Source organism: Mesorhizobium caraganae, assembly GCF_016836705.1.
Taxonomy (GTDB): Bacteria; Pseudomonadota; Alphaproteobacteria; order Rhizobiales; family Rhizobiaceae; genus Mesorhizobium; species Mesorhizobium caraganae.
In genome coordinates, this window is record NZ_JAFCGY010000001.1 from 85486 (window position 1) to 109499 (window position 24014).

Annotated in this window: 26 protein-coding genes; 14 read left to right on the top strand and 12 right to left on the bottom strand. The window is 63.5% G+C overall.

Annotation, left to right across the window (positions count from 1 at the left end; translation table 11 throughout):
- Positions 1-85 precede the first annotated feature (85 nt).
- The 4 genes from JQK88_RS00410 (at position 86) to clpS (ending at position 1590) form a co-directional block, all read left to right on the top strand.
- Positions 86-388: a hypothetical protein gene (locus JQK88_RS00410; protein WP_112561109.1), complete on the top strand. Its 303-nt coding sequence runs from the start codon at positions 86-88 to the stop codon at positions 386-388.
- Between the two features lie 37 nt (positions 389-425).
- The gene (locus JQK88_RS00415; RefSeq protein WP_112561108.1) at positions 426-653 is read left to right on the top strand and encodes a hypothetical protein; all 228 of its coding nucleotides are present in this window, start codon (positions 426-428) and stop codon (positions 651-653) included.
- A 160-nt stretch (positions 654-813) separates the two neighbouring features.
- The gene (locus JQK88_RS00420) at positions 814-1152 is read left to right on the top strand and encodes a hypothetical protein (RefSeq protein ID WP_203277154.1); all 339 of its coding nucleotides are present in this window, start codon (positions 814-816) and stop codon (positions 1150-1152) included.
- A gap of 132 nt (positions 1153-1284) precedes the next feature.
- Positions 1285-1590, top strand: coding sequence for an ATP-dependent Clp protease adapter ClpS (gene clpS, locus JQK88_RS00425; RefSeq protein ID WP_112561106.1), 306 nt, complete (start codon positions 1285-1287; stop codon positions 1588-1590).
- Positions 1591-1661: 71 nt separating this feature from the next.
- On the opposite strand, the gene JQK88_RS00430 is transcribed toward clpS, so the two are convergent.
- The 4 genes from JQK88_RS00430 to JQK88_RS00445 are packed head-to-tail and all read right to left on the bottom strand — an operon-like array spanning position 1662 to position 8494.
- A complete protein-coding gene (locus JQK88_RS00430; protein ID WP_192258827.1) occupies positions 1662-3749 on the bottom strand; it encodes a hypothetical protein in 2088 nt (695 codons plus the stop codon).
- Between the two features lie 4 nt (positions 3750-3753).
- Complete coding sequence (locus tag JQK88_RS00435; protein ID WP_203277155.1) at positions 3754-6579, bottom strand: DUF4159 domain-containing protein; 2826 nt, start codon at positions 6577-6579, stop codon at positions 3754-3756.
- Positions 6576-7490, bottom strand: a complete 915-nt coding sequence (locus JQK88_RS00440) for a DUF58 domain-containing protein (protein WP_192258829.1) — start codon at positions 7488-7490, stop codon at positions 6576-6578. The genes JQK88_RS00435 and JQK88_RS00440 overlap by 4 nt, the downstream gene beginning before the upstream one ends.
- Positions 7490-8494: an AAA family ATPase gene (locus JQK88_RS00445; RefSeq protein WP_192258830.1), complete on the bottom strand. Its 1005-nt coding sequence runs from the start codon at positions 8492-8494 to the stop codon at positions 7490-7492. Before JQK88_RS00445 ends, JQK88_RS00440 begins: the two co-directional genes overlap by 1 nt.
- Positions 8495-8642: 148 nt before the next feature.
- Between JQK88_RS00445 and JQK88_RS00450 the strand changes: the two genes are divergently transcribed.
- Genes JQK88_RS00450 through JQK88_RS00460 form a run of 3 tightly spaced genes read left to right on the top strand, consistent with a single transcriptional unit; the run spans position 8643 to position 11175 of the window.
- On the top strand, positions 8643-9272 hold the full coding sequence (locus tag JQK88_RS00450; protein ID WP_192258848.1) for a DUF1285 domain-containing protein: 630 nt from the start codon (positions 8643-8645) through the stop codon (positions 9270-9272).
- A complete protein-coding gene (locus JQK88_RS00455) occupies positions 9272-9904 on the top strand; it encodes a CoA pyrophosphatase (RefSeq protein WP_192258831.1) in 633 nt (210 codons plus the stop codon). Before JQK88_RS00450 ends, JQK88_RS00455 begins: the two co-directional genes overlap by 1 nt.
- Complete coding sequence (locus tag JQK88_RS00460; protein WP_192258832.1) at positions 9901-11175, top strand: CCA tRNA nucleotidyltransferase; 1275 nt, start codon at positions 9901-9903, stop codon at positions 11173-11175. Before JQK88_RS00455 ends, JQK88_RS00460 begins: the two co-directional genes overlap by 4 nt.
- 22 nt (positions 11176-11197) lie before the next feature.
- Here the strand turns inward: JQK88_RS00460 and JQK88_RS00465 are convergent, their stop codons facing one another.
- From JQK88_RS00465 to hemF, 5 genes are all read right to left on the bottom strand, one after another.
- A complete protein-coding gene (locus tag JQK88_RS00465; RefSeq protein WP_203277156.1) occupies positions 11198-12181 on the bottom strand; it encodes a S8 family serine peptidase in 984 nt (327 codons plus the stop codon).
- Between the two features lie 85 nt (positions 12182-12266).
- Positions 12267-12845 (bottom strand): hypothetical protein, encoded by a 579-nt coding sequence (locus JQK88_RS00470; RefSeq protein WP_192258834.1) that lies wholly within the window; start codon positions 12843-12845, stop codon positions 12267-12269.
- 300 nt (positions 12846-13145) lie between these two features.
- Complete coding sequence (locus tag JQK88_RS00475; RefSeq protein ID WP_192258835.1) at positions 13146-13331, bottom strand: DUF1059 domain-containing protein; 186 nt, start codon at positions 13329-13331, stop codon at positions 13146-13148.
- Positions 13332-13664: 333 nt separating this feature from the next.
- Positions 13665-13925: a DUF1344 domain-containing protein gene (locus JQK88_RS00480; RefSeq protein WP_192258836.1), complete on the bottom strand. Its 261-nt coding sequence runs from the start codon at positions 13923-13925 to the stop codon at positions 13665-13667.
- Between the two features lie 244 nt (positions 13926-14169).
- Complete coding sequence (hemF, locus tag JQK88_RS00485) at positions 14170-15084, bottom strand: oxygen-dependent coproporphyrinogen oxidase (protein WP_192258837.1); 915 nt, start codon at positions 15082-15084, stop codon at positions 14170-14172.
- A 112-nt stretch (positions 15085-15196) separates the two neighbouring features.
- Here hemF and JQK88_RS00490 point away from each other — a divergent pair, with 112 nt between their 5' ends.
- Entirely contained in the window at positions 15197-15454 is a 258-nt protein-coding gene (locus JQK88_RS00490) for a hypothetical protein (RefSeq protein WP_006202578.1), read from the top strand.
- Here JQK88_RS00490 and soxR read toward each other — a convergent pair.
- Together soxR and JQK88_RS00500 are read right to left on the bottom strand one after the other, a co-directional pair.
- A complete protein-coding gene (gene soxR, locus JQK88_RS00495; RefSeq protein WP_192258838.1) occupies positions 15451-15900 on the bottom strand; it encodes a redox-sensitive transcriptional activator SoxR in 450 nt (149 codons plus the stop codon). The genes JQK88_RS00490 and soxR overlap by 4 nt on opposite strands.
- A gap of 138 nt (positions 15901-16038) precedes the next feature.
- A complete protein-coding gene (locus tag JQK88_RS00500) occupies positions 16039-16497 on the bottom strand; it encodes a tRNA (cytidine(34)-2'-O)-methyltransferase (protein ID WP_192258839.1) in 459 nt (152 codons plus the stop codon).
- Positions 16498-16942: 445 nt separating this feature from the next.
- On the opposite strand from JQK88_RS00500, the gene JQK88_RS00505 reads away from it, so the two are divergent.
- From JQK88_RS00505 to JQK88_RS00520, 4 genes are read left to right on the top strand one after another with little or no spacing between them, the layout of a single operon-like run.
- Positions 16943-17332, top strand: coding sequence for a hypothetical protein (locus JQK88_RS00505; RefSeq protein ID WP_246501865.1), 390 nt, complete (start codon positions 16943-16945; stop codon positions 17330-17332).
- Between the two features lie 27 nt (positions 17333-17359).
- Positions 17360-19240, top strand: a complete 1881-nt coding sequence (locus JQK88_RS00510; protein ID WP_203277157.1) for an ABC transporter ATP-binding protein — start codon at positions 17360-17362, stop codon at positions 19238-19240.
- A gap of 10 nt (positions 19241-19250) precedes the next feature.
- On the top strand, positions 19251-21134 hold the full coding sequence (locus JQK88_RS00515) for an ABC transporter ATP-binding protein (protein ID WP_203277158.1): 1884 nt from the start codon (positions 19251-19253) through the stop codon (positions 21132-21134).
- Positions 21135-21143: 9 nt separating this feature from the next.
- Complete coding sequence (locus JQK88_RS00520; protein ID WP_203277159.1) at positions 21144-21455, top strand: DUF6665 family protein; 312 nt, start codon at positions 21144-21146, stop codon at positions 21453-21455.
- 15 nt (positions 21456-21470) lie between these two features.
- Here JQK88_RS00520 and JQK88_RS00525 read toward each other — a convergent pair whose 3' ends face one another.
- Positions 21471-21815, bottom strand: a complete 345-nt coding sequence (locus JQK88_RS00525) for a cupin domain-containing protein (RefSeq protein WP_203277160.1) — start codon at positions 21813-21815, stop codon at positions 21471-21473.
- A gap of 316 nt (positions 21816-22131) precedes the next feature.
- Here JQK88_RS00525 and petA point away from each other — a divergent pair, with 316 nt between their 5' ends.
- Entirely contained in the window at positions 22132-22692 is a 561-nt protein-coding gene (gene petA / locus JQK88_RS00530) for a ubiquinol-cytochrome c reductase iron-sulfur subunit (protein ID WP_112561092.1), read from the top strand.
- A 16-nt stretch (positions 22693-22708) separates the two neighbouring features.
- Complete coding sequence (locus JQK88_RS00535) at positions 22709-24013, top strand: cytochrome b (RefSeq protein ID WP_203277161.1); 1305 nt, start codon at positions 22709-22711, stop codon at positions 24011-24013.
- The last annotated feature ends 1 nt before the right edge of the window (position 24014 follow it).

Sequence of the window (24014 nt, forward strand, 5' to 3'; positions counted from 1 at the left end):
CCGAAAAAAATCAAAGGCATAAAGGGTGCCGTGGCGGTCAGGTCATCGGCTGCGACGCTAGTCTCCGGAGTAACGGACATTACCAATGCACAGGTTCACGATCAGCTTGATGGGTGCGCTGTTCAGCATTTCGCTCGTCACGGCCGCGGTCGCAGCCTCCAGCGCAAAGGTGACGCCGATCACAAGGAGCGAGCGCTGCATCGATCTCAATCGCCAGGTAGACGAAGCCCTCGAAACCCATGCCGCGGCAACGCAGGTCACCGCGGCGAAAGCACTGCAAAGAAAGGGAAACCGGTTCTGCGCCAACAAGAAACAGGCACAGGGTATCCGGATGCTCGCGAACGCTTTGAAGCTGCTTGGAGTGACACCGATCGACCCGGTTCAGTGACACTCAAACCGACCCGCACAAAGAAGGAAATGAAGCCATGAAAAAGTCCATCCTCTCCGCCACCGGTCTCGCCGTCGCTCTCGCTTTCGCGATGCCGGCTCTGGGCAATGCCGCTGCCACCACGACCGCTGCTCCGGCTGCCTCGACGACCGCTCCGGCGACCACGACCGCCAAGCCCCCGGTGAAGAAGGTCGTCGCCAAGAAGCCCGTCAAGAAGCACAAGAAGGCCAAGAAGGTCGTCAAGAAGGACGCTCCGAAGGCCTGATCCAGACCAACCCAATAGGGTTGTCTGTAACAAGGCCGCTCCAGCACCCCCCGGCTGGAGCGGCCTTGTCGTATCTGACAAGCATGATTATCCCGTTGATGGGTGCCGGCCACCCAGGACTTTAACCCGTTTGCAATGCCGGTCCGATAGGACAGCCAGCATGAAGAAGCGGCTTTCATCCATTCTGCGCTCGACGGCCATTGGCGGCCTTGTCGCCTCGGCTGTGGTCAGGGTGCTGATCCAGTTTACCGCCAGCCCGGTGCCCGATCCGGTGAGCGGGCGCACCGAGCCGTCGCTGTTCGCGCCGGCCATCTCCAGCAACTGGCAATACATAACGCCATGGCAGAGCCTGCTGCTTACGCTGCTCACCGGCGGCGCGCTGGCCTGCTTTGCCGGCTGGCTTGCTGTCGCCTGGATGAAGCGCAAGGTAGATGCGGCCAGGTCCGCCTCAGCAGGGCCATTCCACGCTCGTCGCACCGTCGACCGCCAGGGCCGTTGAACCGTACCGGACAGTTCCTAAATTTGTGAATGGCAGCACTCCCGGGAAGCCGGTTTCGCGCGCCGATCAAAATGGACGACTGCTTTCCCCCATGACAAAGTGAGAGCGACCCTCGCGCAATGCCGGTTTCCGATGCCTGAGATTGTCTCCAAACCCCGCACCAAGACCAAGCCGCAGACCGAGCGGCCTAAGCTCTACAAGGTCATCCTCATCAATGACGATTTCACGCCGCGCGAATTCGTGGTGACGGTGTTGAAGGGCGAGTTTAAGCTCAGCGAAGACCAGGCGCGCCGGGTGATGATCACCGCCCACCAGCGAGGCGTCTGCGTCGTCGCCGTGTTCACCAGGGACGTGGCCGAGACCAAGGCGACCCGAGCCACCGATGCCGGCAAGGCCAAGGGCTATCCGCTGCTATTTACGACGGAGCCCGAAGAATAGGGCTCATGGGCGGTTGACGAAGCCATCCGTGACAGCCTCTTTCTCCCCGTATAGGGACGGGGAGAAGGAAGCTACCGTCCCTCTCTGTACCACATCGCGCCCATCGCCAGCAGCAGCAGGCCGAGGCCGAGGAAGCCGCCGAACAGGGGCACGCGCGAGACGGCTTTGAGCACGCTGTCGTCGGTGGTGCGCAGGCCGATCCAGTCGGCACCCGAGGCCGCGCCCGAGGCGCGGACCGGGACGATGGAGGGCAGGGCGACACTACCGGAGAGTTGGCCAAGGGTCGAGGACGCCGCCAGCCGGCGAACGCTGCCGCCTGTGGCTTCGGCCGGCGCCTTCAGCCGGTCTTCGGTGGAGATGACGTCGGAGAATTCCGGCGCGTTGACCGGGCCGACATGGGCAAGTGCGGTCAGGTCGCCATTGCCGATCTGGTAGAGGCCGATCTCCTTGGTCTCGATGCTGCCGAGGAACACGCCGGGCTCGGATTTTTCCAGCTTGACGATCAGCGCCTTGCCTGAGGGGGTTATCACCTGGGCCGGGCCGGGGTCGTCGCTCATCGTCTGGCGGCGGATTTCCAGCACCATGCCGCGGCCGTCGGCGGTCAGCCGCTCTTCCTCGAGCTCAGGCTCCTTCATCAGCCAGTGGGCGATGCGGCGGTAGAGCTGGACATGCGGGCCGCCGCCCTCGAAGCCGCGCGCCCATAGCCAGCCCTGATCGGACAGAAGCATGCCGACGCGGCCTTCGCCCTTGTGGTCGAGCAAAAGCAGGGGACGGTTGTCGGCGCCCTTCATCACCACTTCGCCTTCGGGATTCTGCACGCCGATGGTGCGGAACCAGCGGCTCCAGTGCGGCGGCTCGCTCGCCGAACCGTCGAGGCCGCGCGTCACCGGATGGCGCTGGCCGAGATCGGTGAGGCGCGGATAGAAGGCCTTGTCGATGACTTCGCCTGTCGGCATCGCCGGCAATGACGACATCAGCGGGGTGCGGGCAATCGAGGCGTCGCCGGCATATTCCGGCCCGGCGGCAATCAAAAGCGCACCGCCCTTTTCGACATATTCGGAGATGTAGTCGTAATAGAGGATAGGCAGCACATCGCGGTGCTGGTAGCGGTCGAAGATGATGAGATCGAAATCCTTGATCTTCTCGACGAACAATTCGCGCGTTGGGAAGGCGATCAGCGACAATTCGTTGATCGGCGTGCCGTCCTGCTTTTCCGGCGGCCGCAAAATGGTGAAGTGAACGAGATCGACCGAAGCGTCGGATTTCAACAGGTTGCGCCAGGTGCGCTCGCCGGCATGCGGCTCGCCGGAAACCAAAAGCACGCGCAGGTTTTCGCGAATGCCGTCGATCAGCGCGATGGCGCGGTTGTTGGCGTCGGTCAGTTCGCCCGGCTCGCGGTCGATGGAGAGTTCGACAATGTTGCGGCCGGCGCTGGGGATGGTCACCTGCAGCGGCATGGCCTGGCCAATGGTGGCCTCTTCGACCGCGACCTGCTCGCCATTGACCGAGACGCGGACATCGACCGGGCCGGTTTCGCCATCGCTGGCGATGACCCGGTAGGTCATGTCGAGCGGCTTGCCGACGAGACCGAAGCGCGGCGCGTTCTCGAAGCGGATGCGGCGGTCCTTTTCGTGCTCATTGCCGGTGATCAGCGCGTGCAGCGGCGCGTTGAAGTCGGGGGCGGCGGGCGGCGCGTCATGCACCTCGCCATCGGTGATCATGATGGCACCGCCTATGCGCGATGGCGGCACGTCGCGGAAAGCGCCTTCGAGGGCTGCGAAAAGCTTGGTCTCGGTGCGCTCTTCGGCGGCTTCGGACTTGCCGGCCTCGACGACGCGCACGTCGAACTGCTTGAAGCGGGCAAGGCGCTGCTGCAACCCTGCCAGCGCTTCGTCGGTCTGCTTGGTCCGGTCGCCGATGTCCTGGCTCTGGCTGCGGTCGACGATGACGGCAACGACGCTTTTCAACGCCTCGCGCTCCTCGTCGAGGAAGACCGGGTTGAGCAAGGCGGCGCCCAGCGCAATCAGCGCGGCGAAGCGGAAGATCGCGCCGCGCTGGCGAAACCACAGGCCGACAGCCGCGAGCAGCAGCAAAGGCACCAGCACCATGGCCAGCAGCGGCCAGGTCAGCAGCGGTTCGAAGGAGATCGACCAGTTCATGATCTTACTGCCCCAGCCGTTCGAGCAGGATGGGCACGTGCACCTGATCGGATTTGTAATTGCCGGTCAGCATGTACATCATGATGTTGACGCCGGCGCGCAGCGCATAGATGCGCTGCATCGGATCAGACGGCACGGTCGGCAAAAGCGGGTCGCCATTCTCGTCGACGGCCCAGGCGCCGGCAAAATCATTGGCGGTGATCAGGATCGGCGAGACGCCGTCGCCGACGCGCACCGGCCGGTTCTCGGCATTGCTGGCGTCGAGCGAGGCTTCCACCCAGAGCGGGCTGCCGGCGAAGCGGCCGGGAAATTCGGGCAGGATGAAGAAGGATTTGGTGAGCACATGGTCGGCAGGCACCGGCTCCAGCGGCGGCACGTTGAGATTGCCGAGGATGTCGCGCAATCGTTCCGTCGCCGGGCTCGCCGAATCCGCACCTATGCCGTTGGCAAACTGATCGCGGGTGTCGAACAGCACCGTGCCACCCTGCTGCATATATGCGTCGATGCGGGCGATCGCGGCCTCGCTCGGCATCGGCGCGGAAGGGTCGATCGGCCAATAGATCAGCGGATAGAAGGATAGCTCGTCTTTCGAAATGTCGACGCCCGCCGGCGCGCCCGGCTCAAGCGCGGTCTTCTCGATCAGGAAGCGGGTCAGGCCTTCGAGCCCGGCGCGGCTGATCGAATCGTCGCCTGGCACGCCAGTCAGCACATAGGCGATGCGGGTCTTGGCAATGTCCTCGATGGCCGCGGCGTCGCCCGGTTTGGCATCGTCGGCACGGGCGAGGTCGGCATGGCCAAACAACATGCCGAGGCCGAGCAGCAGCGCAGCCGTCGTTGCCGCAGCCGTGCGGGCGCGGCGCGGCCGGCGTGGCAACAGCCCGCCCATCCAGAACACCGCCAGCGTGTCGAGCAGCATCAGCACAAGTGCTGCGGTCACCAGCGGACCCTTGAGGTCGCGCGATTCATCGAAAGCATACTGGATATTGGTCACCGGCACCGTGAATTGCGGACGGACCAGCGGCGCGAAGACGGTGGCCGGATCGAGCAGATTATGGGCGAAGACGCCGGTTTCGGAGCCGTAGAGACCGGGCGGGTTCTCGAACGTCACAGGCAGCGGGCCGGCGACGGGCACCAGCGGCCGCGCGTCCGGCGTCGGCGGCACCAGCGCGCCGTCGGCCGCGATCATGCGATAAGGAGCCAGCGAGGTGGCGGCGGCTTCGGCGTTCGCGACTGCGGCGCCCTGGTTGCGCGACAGCTGAACGATACGCCGCAGCATTTCGACGAAGCTGCCGGAGATCGGCAGCGTCGACCATGTCGCTTCCGGGGTGACATGGAACAGGACGAGCGTGCCCTTGCCCTTTTTCAGCCCGGTCACCAGCGGCGTGCCGTCGGCAAGCGTTGCCCAGGTGCGCTCGACGATATCGGGCGTCGGCTCGGCCAGGACCTGCCGGCTCACCGTGACTTCGGCCGGCGGCGCGAGGTCGGCAAAGGGGCCGTTCTTCGGGAATTCGGTCACCGGCTGCGGCGTCGTCCATGACAGGGAGCCGCCGAGCGAGCGTTCGCCGGTGCGCAGCCTGACCGGCAGAAGATCGTCGTCATTGCCTGCGGCGGCCAGCCGCGACCCGGCGAAGCGCACCAACGTGCCGCCATTGTCGACCCAGTCGACCAGCCGCTGACGGACTTGTGGCGGAATGGTGCCGATATCGGCCATGACGATCATCGCCGGCTTCTGGTCGAGGAGTTGCGGGATGGCATCGGCAAGGTCGGCGCTCGACGGTTCGACCAGGTCGGCGAAGGGCTGCAGCGCGCGCCTGATGTAGTAGAGCGGCGACAGAAGTGGCTGCGCCTGGTCGGCCTCGGCCTGCGACAACAATCCGACGCGGCGGCGCTTCGAACTTTCGTCGAGCACGCGCACCGCACCTGCCTGGCGCTCGCCATCAAGGGCGATCGAGGCGAAGTCGTTGCGCAGTTCGAACGGCACCGCCATCGTGCCGGTGGCGGTAGTTTCGCCGGGCGCGAAAGTCAGCGCCGCATCGGCGATGCGGCGGCCCTTGTCATCGAAGGCGCCGGCGGTGACCTGCGCCGGCGCTGGATCGCCGGGTGCGCGAATGGCGGTCAGTGCAAAGCCGTCGACCTGGTTCTCGGCGCCGGTGAGGCCGGTCAGCGCCAGCCGGTCGGAACTGGCCCAGACAACACGGGCGGCATTTTTCGACAGCAGCGTGTTGAAGGCGGCCTCGTCGCCTTTTGCGGCAAGGCCGTCGGCGAGAACGGCAACGCTGGCGCCGGGCAAGGTCTCCAGCACGCCGGCAACACGGGCATAGACGGCAGGACGGTCAGTCGGGATCGGCCGCGGTTTTGCCGCGCGCAGCCGGTCGAGAGCGGTTGCGGCGTCGAAGGGGCCGATCTCGGCATTCGGCTTTTCGGCGGTGAAGGCGATGACGACCGGCACGCCATTCGAGCCGGCATCGGCGATCAGCCGCTGCGCGGTGGCGACGCGTTTGCCCCAGTCGGCGGCACTTGCCCAGTCATTGTCGATGACCAGCGCCAGGGCTGCCCCCTCTGCCGGCAGTTTTTCGCGCGGGTTGAAGACGGGTTCGGCCAATGCCGCAACGATCAGGGCCGCCATCAGCAGCCGAAGCAGCGTCAGCCACCACGGGCTCTGCTGCGGCGTCTCCTCGCGCTTCAGCACGCGGGCGAGGATCTTCAGCGGCGGGAACACCTCGGTCTGCGGCTTGGGCGGCGTCAGCCTGAGCAGCCACCAGATCACCGGCAGCGCCAGCAAGCCCCACAAGACCATGGGAGCACCAAAGGAGAGCGGCAGCCAGCTCATGCGCTGGCCCTTCCGGCGAACGCGCCATCGGCGGTCATCGCCATATGGATGCGCACCAGTGCCTCGGAGGCGAGGCGATCGGTGTGGTTGACCGTATAGCTCCAGCCGAGGCGCTTGCACCAGCCGGCCAGCTCCTGGCGGCGGGCGGTGTAGAGCAGGCGATATTCATCGCCGAGCATTTCCGCGCGACCAGCGGTCAGCTTGTCGCCGGTCTCGGGATCGGTGAATTCAGTGCGGCCGGCATAGGGAAAGGTCTCCTCGGCCGGATCGGCGACCTCGATCAGATGCGCACGCACGCCATGGCGGGCCAGCACGTCGAGCCAGGCCATGGTCTCCTCGACCGGATCGAGGAAATCGCTGACGATGACGATGTCGCAGAAGCGGCGGATGCTGGACAGGTCAGGCTTTGCCGGCGGATCGGCGGCGTGCATCAACTGCGCTGCGATGCGCTCGGCGCCGTTGCGGGCGGTGAACGGATCGGTCAGACCGGGCCAGGCGATGCGCTCGCCGCTGCGCGACAACAGTTCGGCCATGGCCAGCGCCAGCACCAGCGCGCGCGATTCCTTCGACACGCTGGCGCCGGTCGATTTGTAGAGCATGGAAGGCGAAGGGTCGGCCCACAGCCATACTGTATGGGCGGCCTCCCATTCGCGGTCGCGCACATAGGTATGATCGTCGCGGGCCGAACGGCGCCAGTCGATGCGCGAGGAATCGCCTTCGACATAGGGGCGGAACTGCCAGAAATTCTCGCCGATGCCGCGCTTGCGGCGGCCATGCCAGCCGGCAATCACAGTGTTGACGATCCGGCGCGCTTCTACCAGCAGGTCCGGCACCAGCGAAGCCCGCAACCGGCCCCTGGCGAGCGCGTCGCGCGTCGCTGCCGATGTCTGGACTTCGCCGATACGAGCCATCAGATGCCTTTGGCCAGTTTCGCCACCACGTCACGCACGGTCGTGCCCTCGGCGCGGGCGGCAAAGGTCAGCGCCATGCGATGCTGCAGCACCGGCTCGGCCAGCGCGCGGATGTCGTCGACCGAAGGCGCCAGCCGTCCGTCATAAAGCGCTCGGGCGCGGGCGCAGAGCGTCAGCGCCTGACTGGCGCGCGGGCCCGGACCCCAGGCGACGTGCTTGTCGGTCTCGGTATTGCCCTGGCCGGGGCGCGCCGAGCGCACCAGCTTGAGGATGGCGTCGACGACGCTTTCCGGCACCGGCATGCGGCGGATCAGCGTCTGGATCTCCTTCAGCCGCACCGGCTGCAGGACGTTCTGCGCCTTTGCATCCTCGATGCCGGTGGTTTCCAAGAGGATGCGACGCTCCGCCTCGATCTCGGGATAGAGGATGTCGACCTGCATCAGGAAGCGATCGAGCTGCGCTTCGGGCAGCGGATAGGTGCCTTCCTGCTCCAGCGGGTTCTGCGTCGCCAGCACATGGAAGGGTGCGGGCAGGTCGTGGCGAACGCCGGCGATGGTGACGTGATATTCCTGCATGGCCTGCAGCAGCGCCGACTGGGTGCGCGGTGAGGCGCGGTTGATTTCGTCGGCCATCAGCAATTGCGCGAAGATCGGGCCGGAGATGAAGCGGAAGGAGCGCTTGCCAGCCTCGTCCTGCTCCATCACTTCGGAGCCGAGAATGTCGGACGGCATCAGGTCGGGAGTAAACTGGATGCGGCGCGAATCGAGGCCGAGCACGACGCCGAGCGTCTCGACCAGCTTGGTCTTGGCAAGGCCTGGAACGCCGACCAGCAGCGCATGGCCACCGGCGAGCAGCGCCACCAGCGTGCGTTCGACCACCGCTTCCTGGCCGAAGATGACGCGGCCGACACCGTCGCGAACCCTGGAAATATCGGCCAGCGCCGTCTCGGCCTGGGCGACCATGTCCTTTTCGCTAATAGGGTTTTCCTTGACCATCACGCTCATGCCGCATCGATCCTTGTGCTGGAAGTACCGGCTTGCACTTGTAGCAGTGCCGTAGAATGCCGCGATTCGGCCTCGCCTGGCGCCTACGAATGAATTTAAATCACAGACTTAGGCTGACAAGCGGAACAACAGTGACTATTTCGTGACCATGACGGAACGCTCCGAACATCGCGAACGAAGCCTTACCGGTGCCACAGAGGCGCGCGGCCTCGAGGCGCTGATCTCGCGCGCCACCCGCGCCGGCAAGGGCGCGGCGCCGGTAGAGCGCTGGAATCCCGCCTTTTGCGGCGATCTCGACATGGAGATCAAACAGGACGGCACCTGGTTTTATCTCGGCACGCCGATCGGCCGCATGCCGCTGGTGCAGCTGTTTTCCACCGTGCTGCGCAAGGACGAGGACGGCAAGACCTATCTGGTGACGCCGGTGGAACGGGTCGGCATCCGCGTCGTCGATGCGCCGTTCATTGCCGTCGAAATGAACGTTTCCGGCGCCGGCGCCGGGCAGATCGTCACCTTTCGCACCAATGTCGGCGATGTCGTCGAGGCCGGACCCGGCCATCCGCTGCGCTTCGTCGACGAGGACGAGACCGGCGGTCTGAAACCCTATGTGCTGGTGCGTGGGCGGCTGGAAGCGCTGGTGACGCGGCCGGTAATGTACGAACTGGTCGAGCATGGCGAGGAGATCGACATCGGCGGCAAGACAATGTTTGCCGTGCGCTCGAAGGGCGAGATCTATCCGATCATGCCGACGGAAAAACTGAAACGGCTGAGCATGTGATGGACCAGGTGACGCCGGTAGCGTTTTCCACAGCGGATTTTCGGGCGCGTGTCGCGGCGCAAGCTGGGGCCCATGCCGGCGACGACTATGGCGACCATCGCTTCAACCCCGGCCACCCCCGGTTGAAGCAGCTGAAGGCGCCGCGCGATGCCGCTGTGCTGATCCCGGTCGTCGACCACGGACGCGATGCGACCGTGCTCTTGACCAAGCGGGCGGAAAAGCTGCGCAGCCATTCCGGGCAGGTGGCTTTTCCCGGCGGCACCATCGATCCGACCGATCCGACCCCGGAAGCGGCGGCCTTGCGCGAAACCTTCGAGGAGATCGGGCTTGGCCAGGACCGCATCGAGATCATCGGCCGCATGCCCGATTATGTCGCCGGCAGCGGCTATCGCATCGCCCCTGTGCTGGCGATCGTGAAGCCCGGTTTTACTCTGTCGCTCAACGCCGACGAGGTCGATGCCGCCTTTGAAGTGCCGCTCTCCTTCCTGATGGATCCGGCCAACCACACCAGGGACAGCCGCATGTGGAACGAGCTCGAATGGTTCTTCTACGAAATGCCCTATGGCGGCCAGCGCATCTGGGGCGTCACCGCTGGCATCATCCGCACGCTCTATGAAAGGCTCTATGCTTGAGTGATCCGATATCGTTGGCGGGCAAGGCTGACTGGCTCGGTGAAAAACATCTGCAGCGGCTGCTTGCCGTGCTGGCGCAAGGCGGTGAAGAAGCCCGTATCGCCGGCGGCGCGGTGCGTAATGCGCTGATCGGTCAGCTGGTGGCAGACATCGATATCGCCACGACCTGCCTACCTGAGGAAACCATCCGCCGCGCCGAAGCGGCGGGCTTCAAGGCGGTGCCGACCGGCATCGAACACGGCACGATCACGGTGATCGCCGGTGGCACGCCCTATGAAATCACCACGCTGCGCGCAGACATCGAGACCGACGGCCGCCGCGCCAAAGTGACGTTCGGCCGCGACTGGAAGGCCGACGCCGAACGGCGCGATTTCACCATCAACGCACTGTATGCCGAGGCCGACGGCACGGTCATCGACCTGGTCGGCGGTGTCGGCGATATCGAGGCGCGCAGGCTGCGCTTCATTGGCGATGCCGAGCAGCGCATCCGCGAAGATTATCTGCGCATCTTGCGCTTCTTCCGCTTCTTCGCCTGGTATGGCGATGGCCGGCCCGATGCCGAGGGACTGAAAGCCTGCGCCCGGCTCAAGGACGGGCTCGAAAAACTCTCGGCGGAGCGCATCTGGTCCGAGCTGAAGAAGCTTCTGTCGGCCCCGGATCCGTCGCGCGCGCTGTTATGGATGCGCCAGGCCGGCGTGCTGACCGGCGCCCTGCCGGAGAGTGAGAAATGGGGCATCGATGCCATTCACGGGCTGACAAAGACCGAGAAAGATCTGGGTTGGGCGCCGGATCCGCTGCTCAGGCTGGAGGCCATTGTGCCGCCCGATGCGGCGCGGATGACGGTATTGGCCGAGCGGCTGAAACTGTCTACCAATGAGGCGGAGCGCCTGCGACACTGGGCGCTGACGGGTGCCATCGAACCGAAGACGAGTGAAGCGGAGCTGGCAAAGCTGCTTTATGCAAGCCATCGCCAGGGCTTTGTCGATCGCTTTCGGCTGTCGCTCGCCTCGGCGCGGGCGCGCGCCGTCGAGGACAATGACGCGCTTGTCCAGGCCGGCGGTTTTTCGCGCCTGCTGGCCTTTGCGCTGAAATGGGAAAAGCCGGTATTTCCGGTCAAGGGTGCCGATCTGACCGCGCTTGGCGCGTCGCCGGGCCCGAAACTCGGCGCAATCCTGAAAAACCTTGAAAGAGAATGGATCGAGGCCGGTTTCGCGCCCGATCGCAGCGCGCTGCTCGAGCGCGCCGCAGAGGCCTTGAAACCTAGCGCTTAGCGTCGCTGCAGCGCCGCGCTGCTCACCTGATCGCCAAGGGAGCCAGCGCGCGTGAAAGGCTTGCCTCGCCCTTGCCATAGACGGAGGCGCTATAGTTGACCAGCGTGTCGGTACGGGCCGTGTTGAGCAGTTGGTTGGTGATCTGGGTCGGCGTTGCGCTGGTGAACTTGCTGCCCACGATCGCGGCGTAGCCGGAAATGATCGGCGCAGCGAAAGAGGTGCCGTAAAGGCCCGTCTTGTTCCCGGCGACACCCACGACGAGGAAATGGCTCTGCACAACCGGGTTGGAGCCGGCAGTGTTGGAATACCAGGCCATTTTGGTCTTGTTGGACGTCGTGCCATTCCCGTCGAGCGCGCCGACGAAGATCGCTGACGCCTTTCCGACCAGAGCGAGGTCGAGATAGTCCTGCTGGCCGCCGACGACACCGCCGACCGCAACCGCGTCGTTGCCCGCTGCCTTCGAAACGACGGCTGTTCCCTTGGTGGCGTAGGAGATGATGGAGGCTTCCTCGGCGCTCCATCCGATCTGGTTCGGGCTGTAGCCCGCCTTGGCGTACATGCCATAGCTCAAATTGAGCACGTTCAGGCCAGGCACCAGCGTGACCGCCGAACTGGTGGAGAAGTCCTTCGATCTGATGGTCGCCAGGGGAGCAATCATGCCGGCTTCCTGGCGCGTCCATTCGCCGTGCCGCTGGTTCTGCACCCCGACGCCAAAATTGCCACTGAACCGCGATGTGCTGGAGAAGTCGTCGACGATGGTAATCGTGGCACCCTTTCCCTTGTAGCCTGCAGCCCACGCGGCGCCGACATCGGAACTCATCCAGCCTTGCACGGCCTGCGTTGTGGCGGTCGGCAGCGTTGCGCTCAAACATATGGAAGCGTTCGATTGACCGCCGACGCAGAGCGCCCCCAGCGGATCCGGACCAAGATCCTGCGCCGCTGCCATCGATGCCGGCAGGAGGGCGAGAGCTGTGGCGAGAGCGAACTTCCAACGATTACCTGACATGTTCTTACCCCGGATCAAACAAAAGCTAGGACGGACGATCGCGAATTTCTGCCGGCGGCTCGACATCTCATGAGCCTCCTGGCGATCAGAAAGTAACACGGTAATTCAGCCAGAGGTGCTGGCTCTCCGGTTTAGCGTTAACCAGATATTTCAAGGTTTCCTCAGGCGCCATCTCGCTGGCCGCGAGGCGGCAATTGACGCTGTAGGTACCCAGATCGCCATAGTCGGCCTGGCAGGACTTTTCGGTGAGGCTTCCGCCGATGGTCGTGGTGAGCGAGAACGAAAGAATGCTGTTCGGAGTAGGATGGAATTGAGTTAGGAAGCCAAGCTTGAAGCTGGGCTCGATCCGATACTTCTCTGCCTGTTCCCCGGTCCCGAACCCCCAAAGGATGCCGGTATCGTCCGTGATCTGGGTGATCAGGTCCACATGCATGTCGACCCAGTTCGGGCGGTACCATCGGTTGAACGATACCCAGCTCCCATTCTGTAGCTCGTATCCGCCGTCGCCCAGACCTCTCGCGCGGTCGCTAAGCGGCGAGCCCTGATGTATGTCGACCAGCGACGTCGTAATTTCCTGGGCAATCGCCGGAGATGCCCCAAGGAGCGCGGACACTAGGAGCGCCGTCGTGCGGAAACTGCCTCGAATGCCGGACTTTTCGCGCATGCGCGAAACACCTCGCCCCACCGATTCCGGACCAGTGCCTGGTGGCGACGGGCTTCTCGATCCGCCCACTGTAGCCGGATTATCCGCACGACAGTCGCACGGGTTGGGTTACCGCAGGGTTTATTTCAGCTGAAGCGAATATGTTTTTTTGACCGAGAACGGTCGCGCTGAAATTCACGGGCCGCAATGTTCCAAAGCCATTCGGCGTCGGTGTGGCCGCATTTGTCAAAAATCGCCCGCCAAGGTGTCAAGAACGCCAATGACGGGCGCTACCGGTCCAACGCTTTTCTGCTACGCCGCCTACGCTGCGTCGCGAACCTTTTCGATGCGCGAGCGGATCGCCTCGATCATCGTCTCGCGGATGACCGTTTCGCCATGCGTCTCGCGCAGGTGGTCGACGGCACGGCGCATCACCTCGGCTTCCTCGTCGGCACGGGTGTGCCACTCACAGCCGGGAACCAGCGAGCCGCAATGGAATTCCTTCATTGGGTTTTCTCCTTTCCTCCTGGGAGCCTGCGCCTCTCACGGGCACGAAGCTCCGCCACCTTTGTTCCGCGCCCTGTCGTAGCAGTCGGTTTTGAGGGCACGTATGGGGGAACAAGCATAACACGGTTCGGCGGTTTTGGTTGCCGCTAAAGCGCGTCGCGTCGAAGCGGATTCACGCGACGCGCTTTAGGCCTTTGATTTTATGCATGTCATTTTCCCAGAACCGAGGTCACTTTTGGCTGACATGCATAGGCGAAAAGGCGGAGCAGCGCTGCTCCGCCTCTCTACGCTACCCCAGAGCAAGACCAGCTTGGTCTTGTCCCGACAGGGCCGTCACTTCACGATCTTGACGGACTCGGCGACTTTGTTCTTGCCGCTCATGTCCCAGGAAACGCGGACCTTTTCGCCGGCCTTCAGGCCAGGATCCTTGAAGGTCTTGGGCAGCGTAAAGGTCGATCCATCGTCCAGAACAAGGCTCATGGCCGTTCCATCATAGGTTTTGACCGTGCCCGTGGTGTGCTTGACCGCGGCAAAGGCAACCGAGCCTGAAGCGAGAAGGGCAGCGGCGGCTGCCGTTACAATGAGCTTTCGCATGGTAAGTACTCCTGGAAAATGCGGACATCCGTTTCTTGAGAATGCTCCGCCTTGTTCAGGGCCGTCCGGTAGCGTCGTGTCGCGGTTCGGGACTGAACCGCCGGCGCTTCCCGGCCCGGAAACGACAAATAGTCGTTTTATTTCAATTGCCTATTAGACGAAAAAGATAATTCGTGCGCCACATTGAATGCCAAAATTCGGCGAATGGGACGCTTTTGCGGCTCACGCTTCGCTCACCGATTTGTTACGGCCACCTGACCTCCGGCGGCAGGCTGGACAGGATCGAGGCGACATTGCCGCCGGTCTTCAGGCCGAAGATGGTGCCGCGATCGTGAAGAAGGTTGAATTCGACGTAACGGCCGCGGCGGATGAGCTGTTCGTCGCGGTCGTCATCGGTCCAGTTTTCGTTGAAATGGGCTCGAACCAGGTGGCCGTAGACGACGAGAAAAGAACGCCCGACATCCTGGACGAAATTCAAATCGGCATTCCAGCCGCCTTTGTCCTCGCCCGAATGCAGCCAGTCGAAAAAGATGCCGCCGACGCCGCGCGGTTCGTTGCGGTGCGGCAGATAGAAATACTCGTCGCACCAGGCCTTGAATTTGGGGTGGTCGGCGACGGCGGCATTCTTCTCGCAGGCGAACTGCATGGCGCGGTGGAAGGCGATCGTGTCGGGGTGATCCTCGGTGCGGTTGCGGTCGAGCACCGGGGTCAGGTCGGCGCCGCCGCCGAACCAGTGGCGCGACGTCACGACCATGCGGGTGTTCATGTGCACGGCCGGCACGTTGGGGCTCCAGGGATGCGCGATCAGCGAAATGCCAGATGCCCAGAAGCTCGGGTCTTCCTCCGCGCCGGGCATCTGTTTCCTGAATTCGGGTGAGAACTCGCCATAGACGGTGGAGGTATGGACGCCGACCTTTTCGAAGACGCGGCCATGCATCATCGACATGGTGCCGCCGCCGCCCTTGCCCTGGTCGCGCTCCCACGGCGTCTTTTCGAAGCGGCCGGGAGACCAGGCGGCCAGCGGCCCCTGCAGTTCCTGCTCGATCTGCTCGAAGGTGGTGCAGATGCGCTCGCGCAGCGTCTCGAACCAGAGCCTGGCCTTCATCTTCTTCTGTTCGATGTCGGCCGGCAGGCCTGCCGGTATTTCAGGTCGTTCCAAAATCAGGTCTCCGGTCGCAGCCGACAAATGACTCGTCTTTTTAGGGCGCGATCCCTAATCTCTTAAGGGCAAGGGTCAAGTGTCATCTGATCAAGGCCCCAGGAGTTCTTTCATGCGCACCCCGGCAAGACCGCCGCTGGATGGCTTGAAGAAGCGGCTCGACCGTTCGCGCGCCGAGCGCGAGCGCATGCCGCGCGACGGTTTTCTGCGTGAAACCTTCGTCCTGCCGCGTTCGGATGCGCGGCTCAAAGCCAAGGAATGGTTCGAACGCTTTCCCAAGCAGGCCTACTGGACCGAGATCGAAAGCTGGTTCGAGCGGCCGGGAGATGTGATCGAATTCACGATACGGCGGCTGCCAGCGGCGGATTAGGGTTCGGCCACCAGCAGTCGCCTTGCGCCCGGTCCTTGCGCACTCAACCGGTCTTCCCTGTTCCTTAGCGGGCATTTGTCGATCGACATGCAGCCGCAGCCGATGCAGTCGGTCAGGCCATCGCGCAGCTTCTTCAACTGGCTGATCTTGCGGTCGAGCTCGTCGCGCCAGCCGGTCGACAAGAGGTTCCAGTCCTCACGCGTCGGCGTGCGGCCTTCGGGCAGGGATTGAAGCGCCGCCGCGATCTCGGCCAGCGAGATGCCGACCTCCTGCGCGACCCGGATGATCGCCACCCGCCGCAGCACGTCGCGGCCATAGCGCCGCTGGTTGCCTGACGTGCGGTGGCTGCGGATCAGCCCGCGCGCCTCGTAGAAATGCAGCGCCGACACCGCGACGCCGCTGCGCATGGCCACCTGGCCAACCGTCAATTCCTTTGCCGGAGCCATTTCGACTTTTCCGCTTGACCTCAACTTAAGTTGAGCTTGTAGCCAAGAAATGTCTATAGGGCAATTGAGGAGAAGGCGATGTGCGCCTGGGTGAGAATGACGCAAGAAATAAAGGCCGTTCGCGACGGAGACGAGGAATTAGCCGAGCTGCCGGATGGCTTCGCCGGCAACCATGGCGACCGACAGCGCGACGTTGATGCTGCGCGTTCCCGGCTGCATCGGGATCGTCAGCCGCGCATCCGCCGCCTGATGGACAGGATCTGGTACCCCAGCCGATTCTCGGCCGAACAGCAGGATGTCGCCGGCGGCGAAGTTGAAGCCCGTGTAGGCGGTCGCGGCTTTGGTGGTGAGCAGCACCAGCCGGCGCTCGCTCTCTTGGCGCCAGTCCTCGAAGGCGTTCCAGTCGACATGCCGGGTCAGAGCGGCCATTTCGAGATAGTCCATGCCGGCTCGCTTGAGCGCTTTGTCGGAGAGCGGGAAGCCTGCCGGCTCGATAATGTCAACGCCAAGACCGAGGCAGGCGGCGAAGCGCAGGATTGTCCCGGTGTTGCCGGCAATGTCAGGCTGGTAGAGGGCGATGCGGAGACGGTGGTTCATTTCCGCGTCTTTCTAATAAGTGGCAGATCGGCCACAGCGGACTCCTGGTTTTGGAAATTGCTGGACCTGCGGGTGGCCATTTTCTGCGAAGTCGATTATACCGCAAGCATTGTCAACCCGAACCGATGGAGGGGTATTTCATGATGGCCATGCACATCCAGCGCCCCTCCCGTGGGCTTACCTGCCTGCCGGCGGTTTCGGTACGACGATTTACCTGACTTCCTAGATCTGATCGCACCGATTCCCGCCGAACCCAGTTTTCGGCTTTCGAAGGAATCCTGCGATGTTTTTCAACCTGTTGAAGGGGCCAAGCGCCCCAGTTGAGTGTGTCCTGACCGAGGTGTCCCCTCGTGTCCCGACCGATGCAATCCGTGCCTCCGGCCGAATGCCGGCGCACGACATTGCTTCGCCTTTTTATCTCTATTTGCACACGGAGGACGGACCGATGTTCGATCCCTATAAAATACCTGGTTCAAGAAGCCTGCACGAGCGCAAGACGGCAACCTGGGCGTTGCTGATCGGCGAGACCTACTCGTCGGCGGTTCACGCCGAGACGCGCCGGCGCCCGCATCGCGGCATGCTGCCGGACGTCGATTTCTCGCGCGCGGTTCCTGACCACAGCCGGCCGTCGCTGGTGCGCCGGATCATCCGGCTGATCCGGCCGGGCGCGAAAAACCGGGCTGGCGGCGGCGTGCCGTCAGGTCAGTCGAACGTGCCTGTCGGCGAAAAGCCCGCAAGTCCCTATATTGCGCGAAGCAGGACCGATGGCCCGGGTGATTCCGGGCCGTCGGTCCCTGACGCCGTACGCTCCGGGGACTTTTCCCGTGCCGCGTGAGCGGACAACAGTTTTGTGAGCATCACCATGTTTAGCTGGTTTGAAAAAAGGCTCGATCCGTTCCCCGCAGCGGAACCGGTCGAGCCGCCGAAGACGCTGGTTGCCTTCTGCGTGCATTATACGCGCGGCGCCTGGCCCTACATCATCGTCGATGCGGTGCTGGTGACGGCGATCGCGGTGGCCGAAGTGTGGATGTTCGGCTTCATGGGCCGCATCGTCGACTGGCTGTCCGGGCAGAATCGCGAAACCTTCCTGCAGACCGAGAGCTGGAAGCTCGCCGGCATGGCCTTCGTCGTGCTGTTCGCGCTGCCGGGCACGGTGTGGCTGCATTCGCTGCTCAACCAGCAGACGCTGATGGGCAACTACCCCATGCGCATCCGCTGGCAGGTGCATCGCTATCTCTTGAAGCAGTCGATGAGCTTCTACCAGGACGAGTTCGCAGGCCGCATTGCCACCAAGCTGATGCAGACGGCGCTCGCCGTGCGCGAATGCGTCATCAAGGTGATCGACGTCCTCAACTACGTCATCGTCTATTTCCTCGGCATGCTCTTCATCGTCGGTTCGGCTGACTTGCGGCTGGCAGCACCGCTTGGCGTCTGGCTGCTCGGCTATATCGGGCTGTTGCGCTACTTCATTCCGAAGCTTGGCAAGGTCGGCGAGGCGCAGGCCAATGCGCGCTCGACCATGACCGGCCGCGTCGTCGACAGCTACACCAACATCCAGACGGTCAAGCTGTTTTCCCATGCGCGCCGCGAAGCTACGTTCGCCAAAGAGGGGATGGCCGGCTTCCTCGACACGGTCTACCGGTCGATGCGGCTGGTGACGGTGCTGTACGGGCTGCTCTACATCCTGAATGCACTGCTCTTGTTTTCGGTTACGGCGCTGGCGCTGTGGCTGTGGCTTGGCCAGGCGGTGACGATCGGCGCTGTCGCCGTGGTCATCGGCCTTGTGCTCAGGATGTGGGGCATGTCGCAGTGGATCATGTGGGAAATGTCCGGCCTGTTCGAGAACATCGGCACGGTGCAGGACGGCATCGCCTCGATCTCGCTGCCGCGCCTGGTCGAGGACCGGCCGGGGGCGAAGGACATTGCCGTCACCAAGGGTGAGATTCAGTTCGACGATATCCGCTTCCACTACGGCAAGCAGAAGGGCGTCATCGAGAGCCTGTCGCTGACGGTGAAGCCCGGCGAGAAGGTCGGCATTGTCGGCCGCTCGGGTGCGGGCAAGTCGACGCTGGTCAATCTCCTGCTGCGCTTCTACGATTTGGAGAGCGGCCGGATCCTGATCGACGGCCAGGAGATCGCGTCGGTGACGCAGGATTCGCTGCGCGCACAGATCGGCATGGTAACGCAGGACACTTCGCTGCTGCACCGTTCGGTGCGCGACAACATCCTCTACGGCCGGCCCGACGCCACGGAAGAGATGCTTGTCGAGGCAGCCGGGCGGGCCGAGGCACTGGAGTTCATCGCCGGGCTTTCGGACCACAGTGGACGCAAAGGGCTCGACGCTCATGTCGGCGACCGCGGCGTCAAATTGTCCGGCGGCCAGCGGCAACGCATCGCCATAGCTCGCGTTATGTTGAAGGACGCACCGATACTTATCCTTGACGAAGCGACCTCGGCGCTGGATTCCGAAGCCGAGGCCGCCATCCAGGAGAACCTCTACAAGCTCATGCAAGGCAAGACCGTCATCGCCATTGCGCACCGGCTGTCGACCATTGCGGCGATGGACAGGCTCGTCGTCCTCGACAAGGGCCGTGTCATCGAGGAGGGGTCGCACGAGGAACTCGTCGCCAGCGGCGGGCTCTACGCGCAGCTCTGGCAGCGTCAGTCGGGCGGGTTCCTGCTCGACGACGGCCCGGTCGACGCCGCCAATGACGCTGTGGCCAAGGGAGAAGCCGCAGAGTGATGACATCAGCATGATGACAGCCGTCTATCGCTGGTTCGAGAACTGGGTCTATCCGTTCAGGGAGCCTGCGAATCTTCGGCCACCATCAAGCGTCGGCGGCTTCCTCTGGTACTATGTCGGCCAGGCGAAGTTCGCCTTCTTCGCCATGCTGGTCATCGGCGGCATAGCGCCGCTGATCGAGGCCGGGCTGTTCTACTTCGTCGGGCGGCTGGTCGATATTCTCGACCAGCTTCCCGGTGAACGCAGCTGGCATGCGCTGTGGACCGCTGCCGGGCCCGAGCTTGTCTTCATGGTCGCGGTGGTGCTGGTTATCCGCACCGTCGTGGTCGGCTTGTCGGCGCTGGTCGACGAGCAGACGATTACGCCGGGCTTCTACAATCTGGTGCGCTGGCAGGCGCACCGGCATGTATCGCGCCAGTCCTACACTTTCTTCCAGAACGATTTTGCCGGCCGCATCGCGACAAAAGTCTGGCAGGCGGGGCAGGCGACCGGCGACCTGATGGAGAGCTTCATCGAGGTCATCTGGTTCATGCTCATCTATACGGTGACGACGCTGGCGCTGGTCGCCGGGCTGGATCTGCGTCTGGCCGTGCTGGTGGTGGTCTGGATTCTCGCTTTCGCCTGGCTGGCCAAGCTCTATCTGCCCTCGATCCGCAGGCATGCCGAGGCCACGGCCGAAGCTGGCTCGATGATCAATGGGCGCATCATCGATTCCTATTCCAACGTGCAGACGCTGAAGCTGTTCTCGGCTGATGGCGACGACCGCTACATCAAGAACGGCTTCGACATCTATCTTGACGCGCTACGGCCTTTCACCCGCCGGCTGACCGGCGTGCGCATGGCGCTGACGACGCTGTCGGGCATCATGATCTCAGCGATTGGCTGCTTTGCGGTCTATCTCTGGGTCGAAGGGTCGATCACCGTCGGCGCCGTCGCTTTCACGCTGTCCCTGGTCTTGCGGCTCAACATGCTGCTCGGGCGGGTGATGATGCAGCTCAACGGCATTTTGCGAAACCTCGGCGTGCTGGAGAACTCCAAGGCGCTGATCTCGCAGCCGCTCGGCCTCATCGATGCGCCCGACGCCAAGGAGCTTGTCGTGGCCGGCGGCCGCATCGACGTGAAAAATGTCGAGTTTCATTACGGCAAAGGGTTCGGTGTGCTCAACGGCATCGACCTTGTCGTGCGGCCGGGCGAAAAGGTCGGGCTGGTCGGACCGTCCGGTGCCGGCAAGACGACACTCGCCAACCTCGTCCTGCGCCTCTACGACCTCGAGAGCGGACAGATCACCATCGACGGGCAGGATGTTTCAGAGGTGACACAGAATTCGCTGCGCGCCAATATCGGTGTCGTCAGCCAGGACACCGCGCTCTTCCATCGCTCGCTGCGCGACAACATCAAGCTCGGCATGCCTGATGCAACCGACGCCGAGGTGATCGCGGCGGCAAAGAAGGCCGAGGCGCACGAGTTCATATTGGGCCTTCGCGACAACCGGGACCGTGCCGGCTACGAGGCCTTTGTCGGCGAACGCGGTGTCAAACTGTCCGGTGGCCAGCGCCAGCGCGTGGCGATCGCCCGCGTCTTCCTCAAGGATGCGCCGATCCTGATCCTCGACGAGGCGACATCGGCGCTCGATTCCGACATCGAGGCGGCGATCCAGGAGAATCTGGCCCGGCTGATGGAGAACAAGACGGTCATTGCCATCGCGCATAGGCTGTCGACCATTGCCGCACTCGATCGTCTCGTGGTGCTGGACGGCGGCCGCATCGTCGAACAAGGCACGCATGACGAGCTGGTGGCGCTGGATGGGCTCTATGCGCGGCTATGGAAACGGCAGTCCGGCGGCTTCCTCTATCACGAGGAAAGCGTGCTGGAAGAGACGCGGCCGGCGGAGTAAAACGCTGAAATGTCGGTCAGAATGCCCTCAAATTTTGGACAAAGCAGCGCGCAGGAGAGCGCGCTGGACCTGCTCGGCCACGAGATCCTGGCCGAAAAGGCGGCCGCACTCGGCCGCGCTGGCCAACGTGTCGAGGAAACGCTGAAGAAGCTGCGCGAGAACAGTGATGACGAGCATCGCGCCCGGCAGCTGAAGGAAGCCGCCGCGGCAGTGCACGCCTATTTCATCCAGCGCGAACTTTGCGGCTTACGCCGGCACGACGCGGTGATCCGCGAATACGACATCCCAAGGGCAGTGCTGGTCAGGCTCGGCGCCAGCTAAAGGCTGCCGGCAACATCATTCCAGCCATTCGGTGATGAAGCTGCCGCTTTCGTGGATGTCGGTCGATTCGAGCGGGCCTGGGCCGAGATTGGTGAATTTGTGCGGTGTGTTCGGTGGCACGATGAGGATCTGGCCGGCCGTGGCCTTGATCTGCTGGCCGCCGATCGTGAACAGGCCGGTGCCCTGGCGGATGATGAAGATCTCGCAATAAGGATGCGTGTGCAGCCGCGGGCCGCCGCCGATCTCTGCCTGGTAATTGAAGATCAGGCAGGAGTTGGAGCCGTAGGCGCCCAATTGCAGTTCGCCTTGCCAAAGGCCGGGCGTCCTGGTCCAGGTCTCGCGGTCGATGATGTGTGCCATGCCAGCGAGACTAGATCACGGCAACCTGTCCTGTCGAGACAGGCGGGGAGCCTCGGATTTGCTGATATTTCCCTGTTGTTTAGCCGCCTTTGCCGGCCTTTGGACATCTGGCCGACCGACGCGCTCTTCTGTCCCCGCGACAATCTGCCCTTGTGGCCTCACCCCGCTGGACAAAAACGGGCTTCACGCATAAACCGAAATCCAAATTGCCGGAGGAATTCGCTAGCTTGTTCGCCATGCGCTGTCGGGCCGGCGCGATGGAGCGGGGAACAAAGCTCGGCCGCCGGCTCGGAAGAGGCGAAAGGATCAGGCACCCGTGAGCGCAACCGACACCCAGGATCCCAACCGTCGTGATTTTCTCTACGTCGCCACCGGCATGGCCGCAGTGGTCGGCGCAGGCGCTGTCGCCTGGCCGTTCATCGACCAGATGCGCCCCGATGCTTCGACGCTGGCGCTGGCCTCGGTCGAGGTCGACGTTTCCTCGCTGACGCCTGGCATGTCGCTGATCGTGAAATGGCGCGGCAAGCCGGTCGTGGTGCGCAACCGCACCGAGCAGGAGATGAAGGACGGCGAGGCCGTCAACCTTGCCGATCTCAAGGATCCGATCGCCCGCAACGCCAATCTGCCGGCCGATGCGCCGGCGACCGACGCCAACCGCACCACGCCCGGCAAGGAAGCCTGGATGGTGATGGTGCAGGTCTGCACGCATCTGGGCTGCATTCCGCTCGGCCAGGAAGGCGATTTCGGCGGCTGGTTCTGCCCGTGCCACGGTTCGGTGTACGATACGGCCGGCCGCATCCGCAAAGGCCCGGCGCCGGAAAACATGGCTGTGCCGGTATTCAAGTTCATTTCCGATACCAAAATCCTTATCGGTTGAGGCAGGGGATATTTCGATGAGCGAGGGACACTCGACCTATACGCCCAAGACCGGTATCGAACGCTGGTTCGACGCCCGCATGCCGCTGCCGCGCATGGTCTATGACAGCTTCATCGCCTATCCGGTGCCGCGCAACCTCAACTATGCCTGGACCTTCGGCGGCATCCTGGCAATCATGCTGGTGGCGCAGATCCTGACCGGCATCGTTCTGGCCATGCACTATACCGCCGATACCAATCTCGCCTTCAATTCGGTCGAGAAGATCATGCGCGACGTGAATTCGGGCTGGCTGTTGCGCTATCTGCATTCCAACGGTGCCTCGTTCTTCTTCGTCGCCGTCTACATCCACATCTTCCGCGGGCTTTATTACGGCTCCTACAAGGCGCCGCGCGAGCTGCTGTGGATCCTCGGCTGCATCATCTACCTCTTGATGATGGCAACCGGCTTCATGGGCTATGTGCTGCCCTGGGGGCAGATGAGCTTCTGGGGCGCCACCGTCATTACCGGTTTCTTCAGCGCCATTCCGTTGGTCGGCGACTGGATCCAGCAGCTGCTGCTCGGCGGTTTCGCCGTCGACAACCCGACGCTCAACCGCTTCTTTGCGCTGCACTATTTGCTGCCGTTCATGATTGCCGGCGTCGTCGTGCTGCACGTCTGGGCGCTGCATGTGGTCGGCCAGTCGAACCCGACCGGCATCGAGGTCAAGTCGAAGACCGACACCGTCGCCTTCACGCCCTATGCGACCATCAAGGACGCGTTCGGCATGATCGTGTTCCTGTTCTTCTTCGCCTATTTTGTCTTCTACCTGCCGAATTTCCTCGGCCATCCGGACAATTACACGGTCGCCAACCCGCTGAAGACGCCGGCCCACATCGTGCCGGAGTGGTACTTCCTGCCGTTCTACGCGATCCTGCGCGCCATCACCTTCAACATCGGGCCGATCAACTCCAAGCTCGGCGGCGTGCTGTGCATGTTCGGCGCCATCGTCATGCTGTTCCTGGTGCCGTGGCTCGACACCTCCAAGGTGCGCTCGGCGGTCTACCGGCCCTGGTACAAGCTGTTCTTCTGGCTCTTCGCAGCCGACGCCGTCCTGCTCGGTTGGCTGGGCTCGCAGCCGGCCGAAGGCAGCTTCGTGTTCATGGCGCAGATGGCGACGCTGTTCTACTTTGCCTTCTTCCTCGTCGTCCTGCCGGTGCTCGGCCTGATCGAGACGCCGCGCAGGCTGCCGAATTCGATCACCGAAGCGGTGCTGGAGAAGAACAAGGGTGCCGGTGGGGGACATCCGGCAGGTGCGAACGCCGCGCCGGAAACCAAGGGCTGAG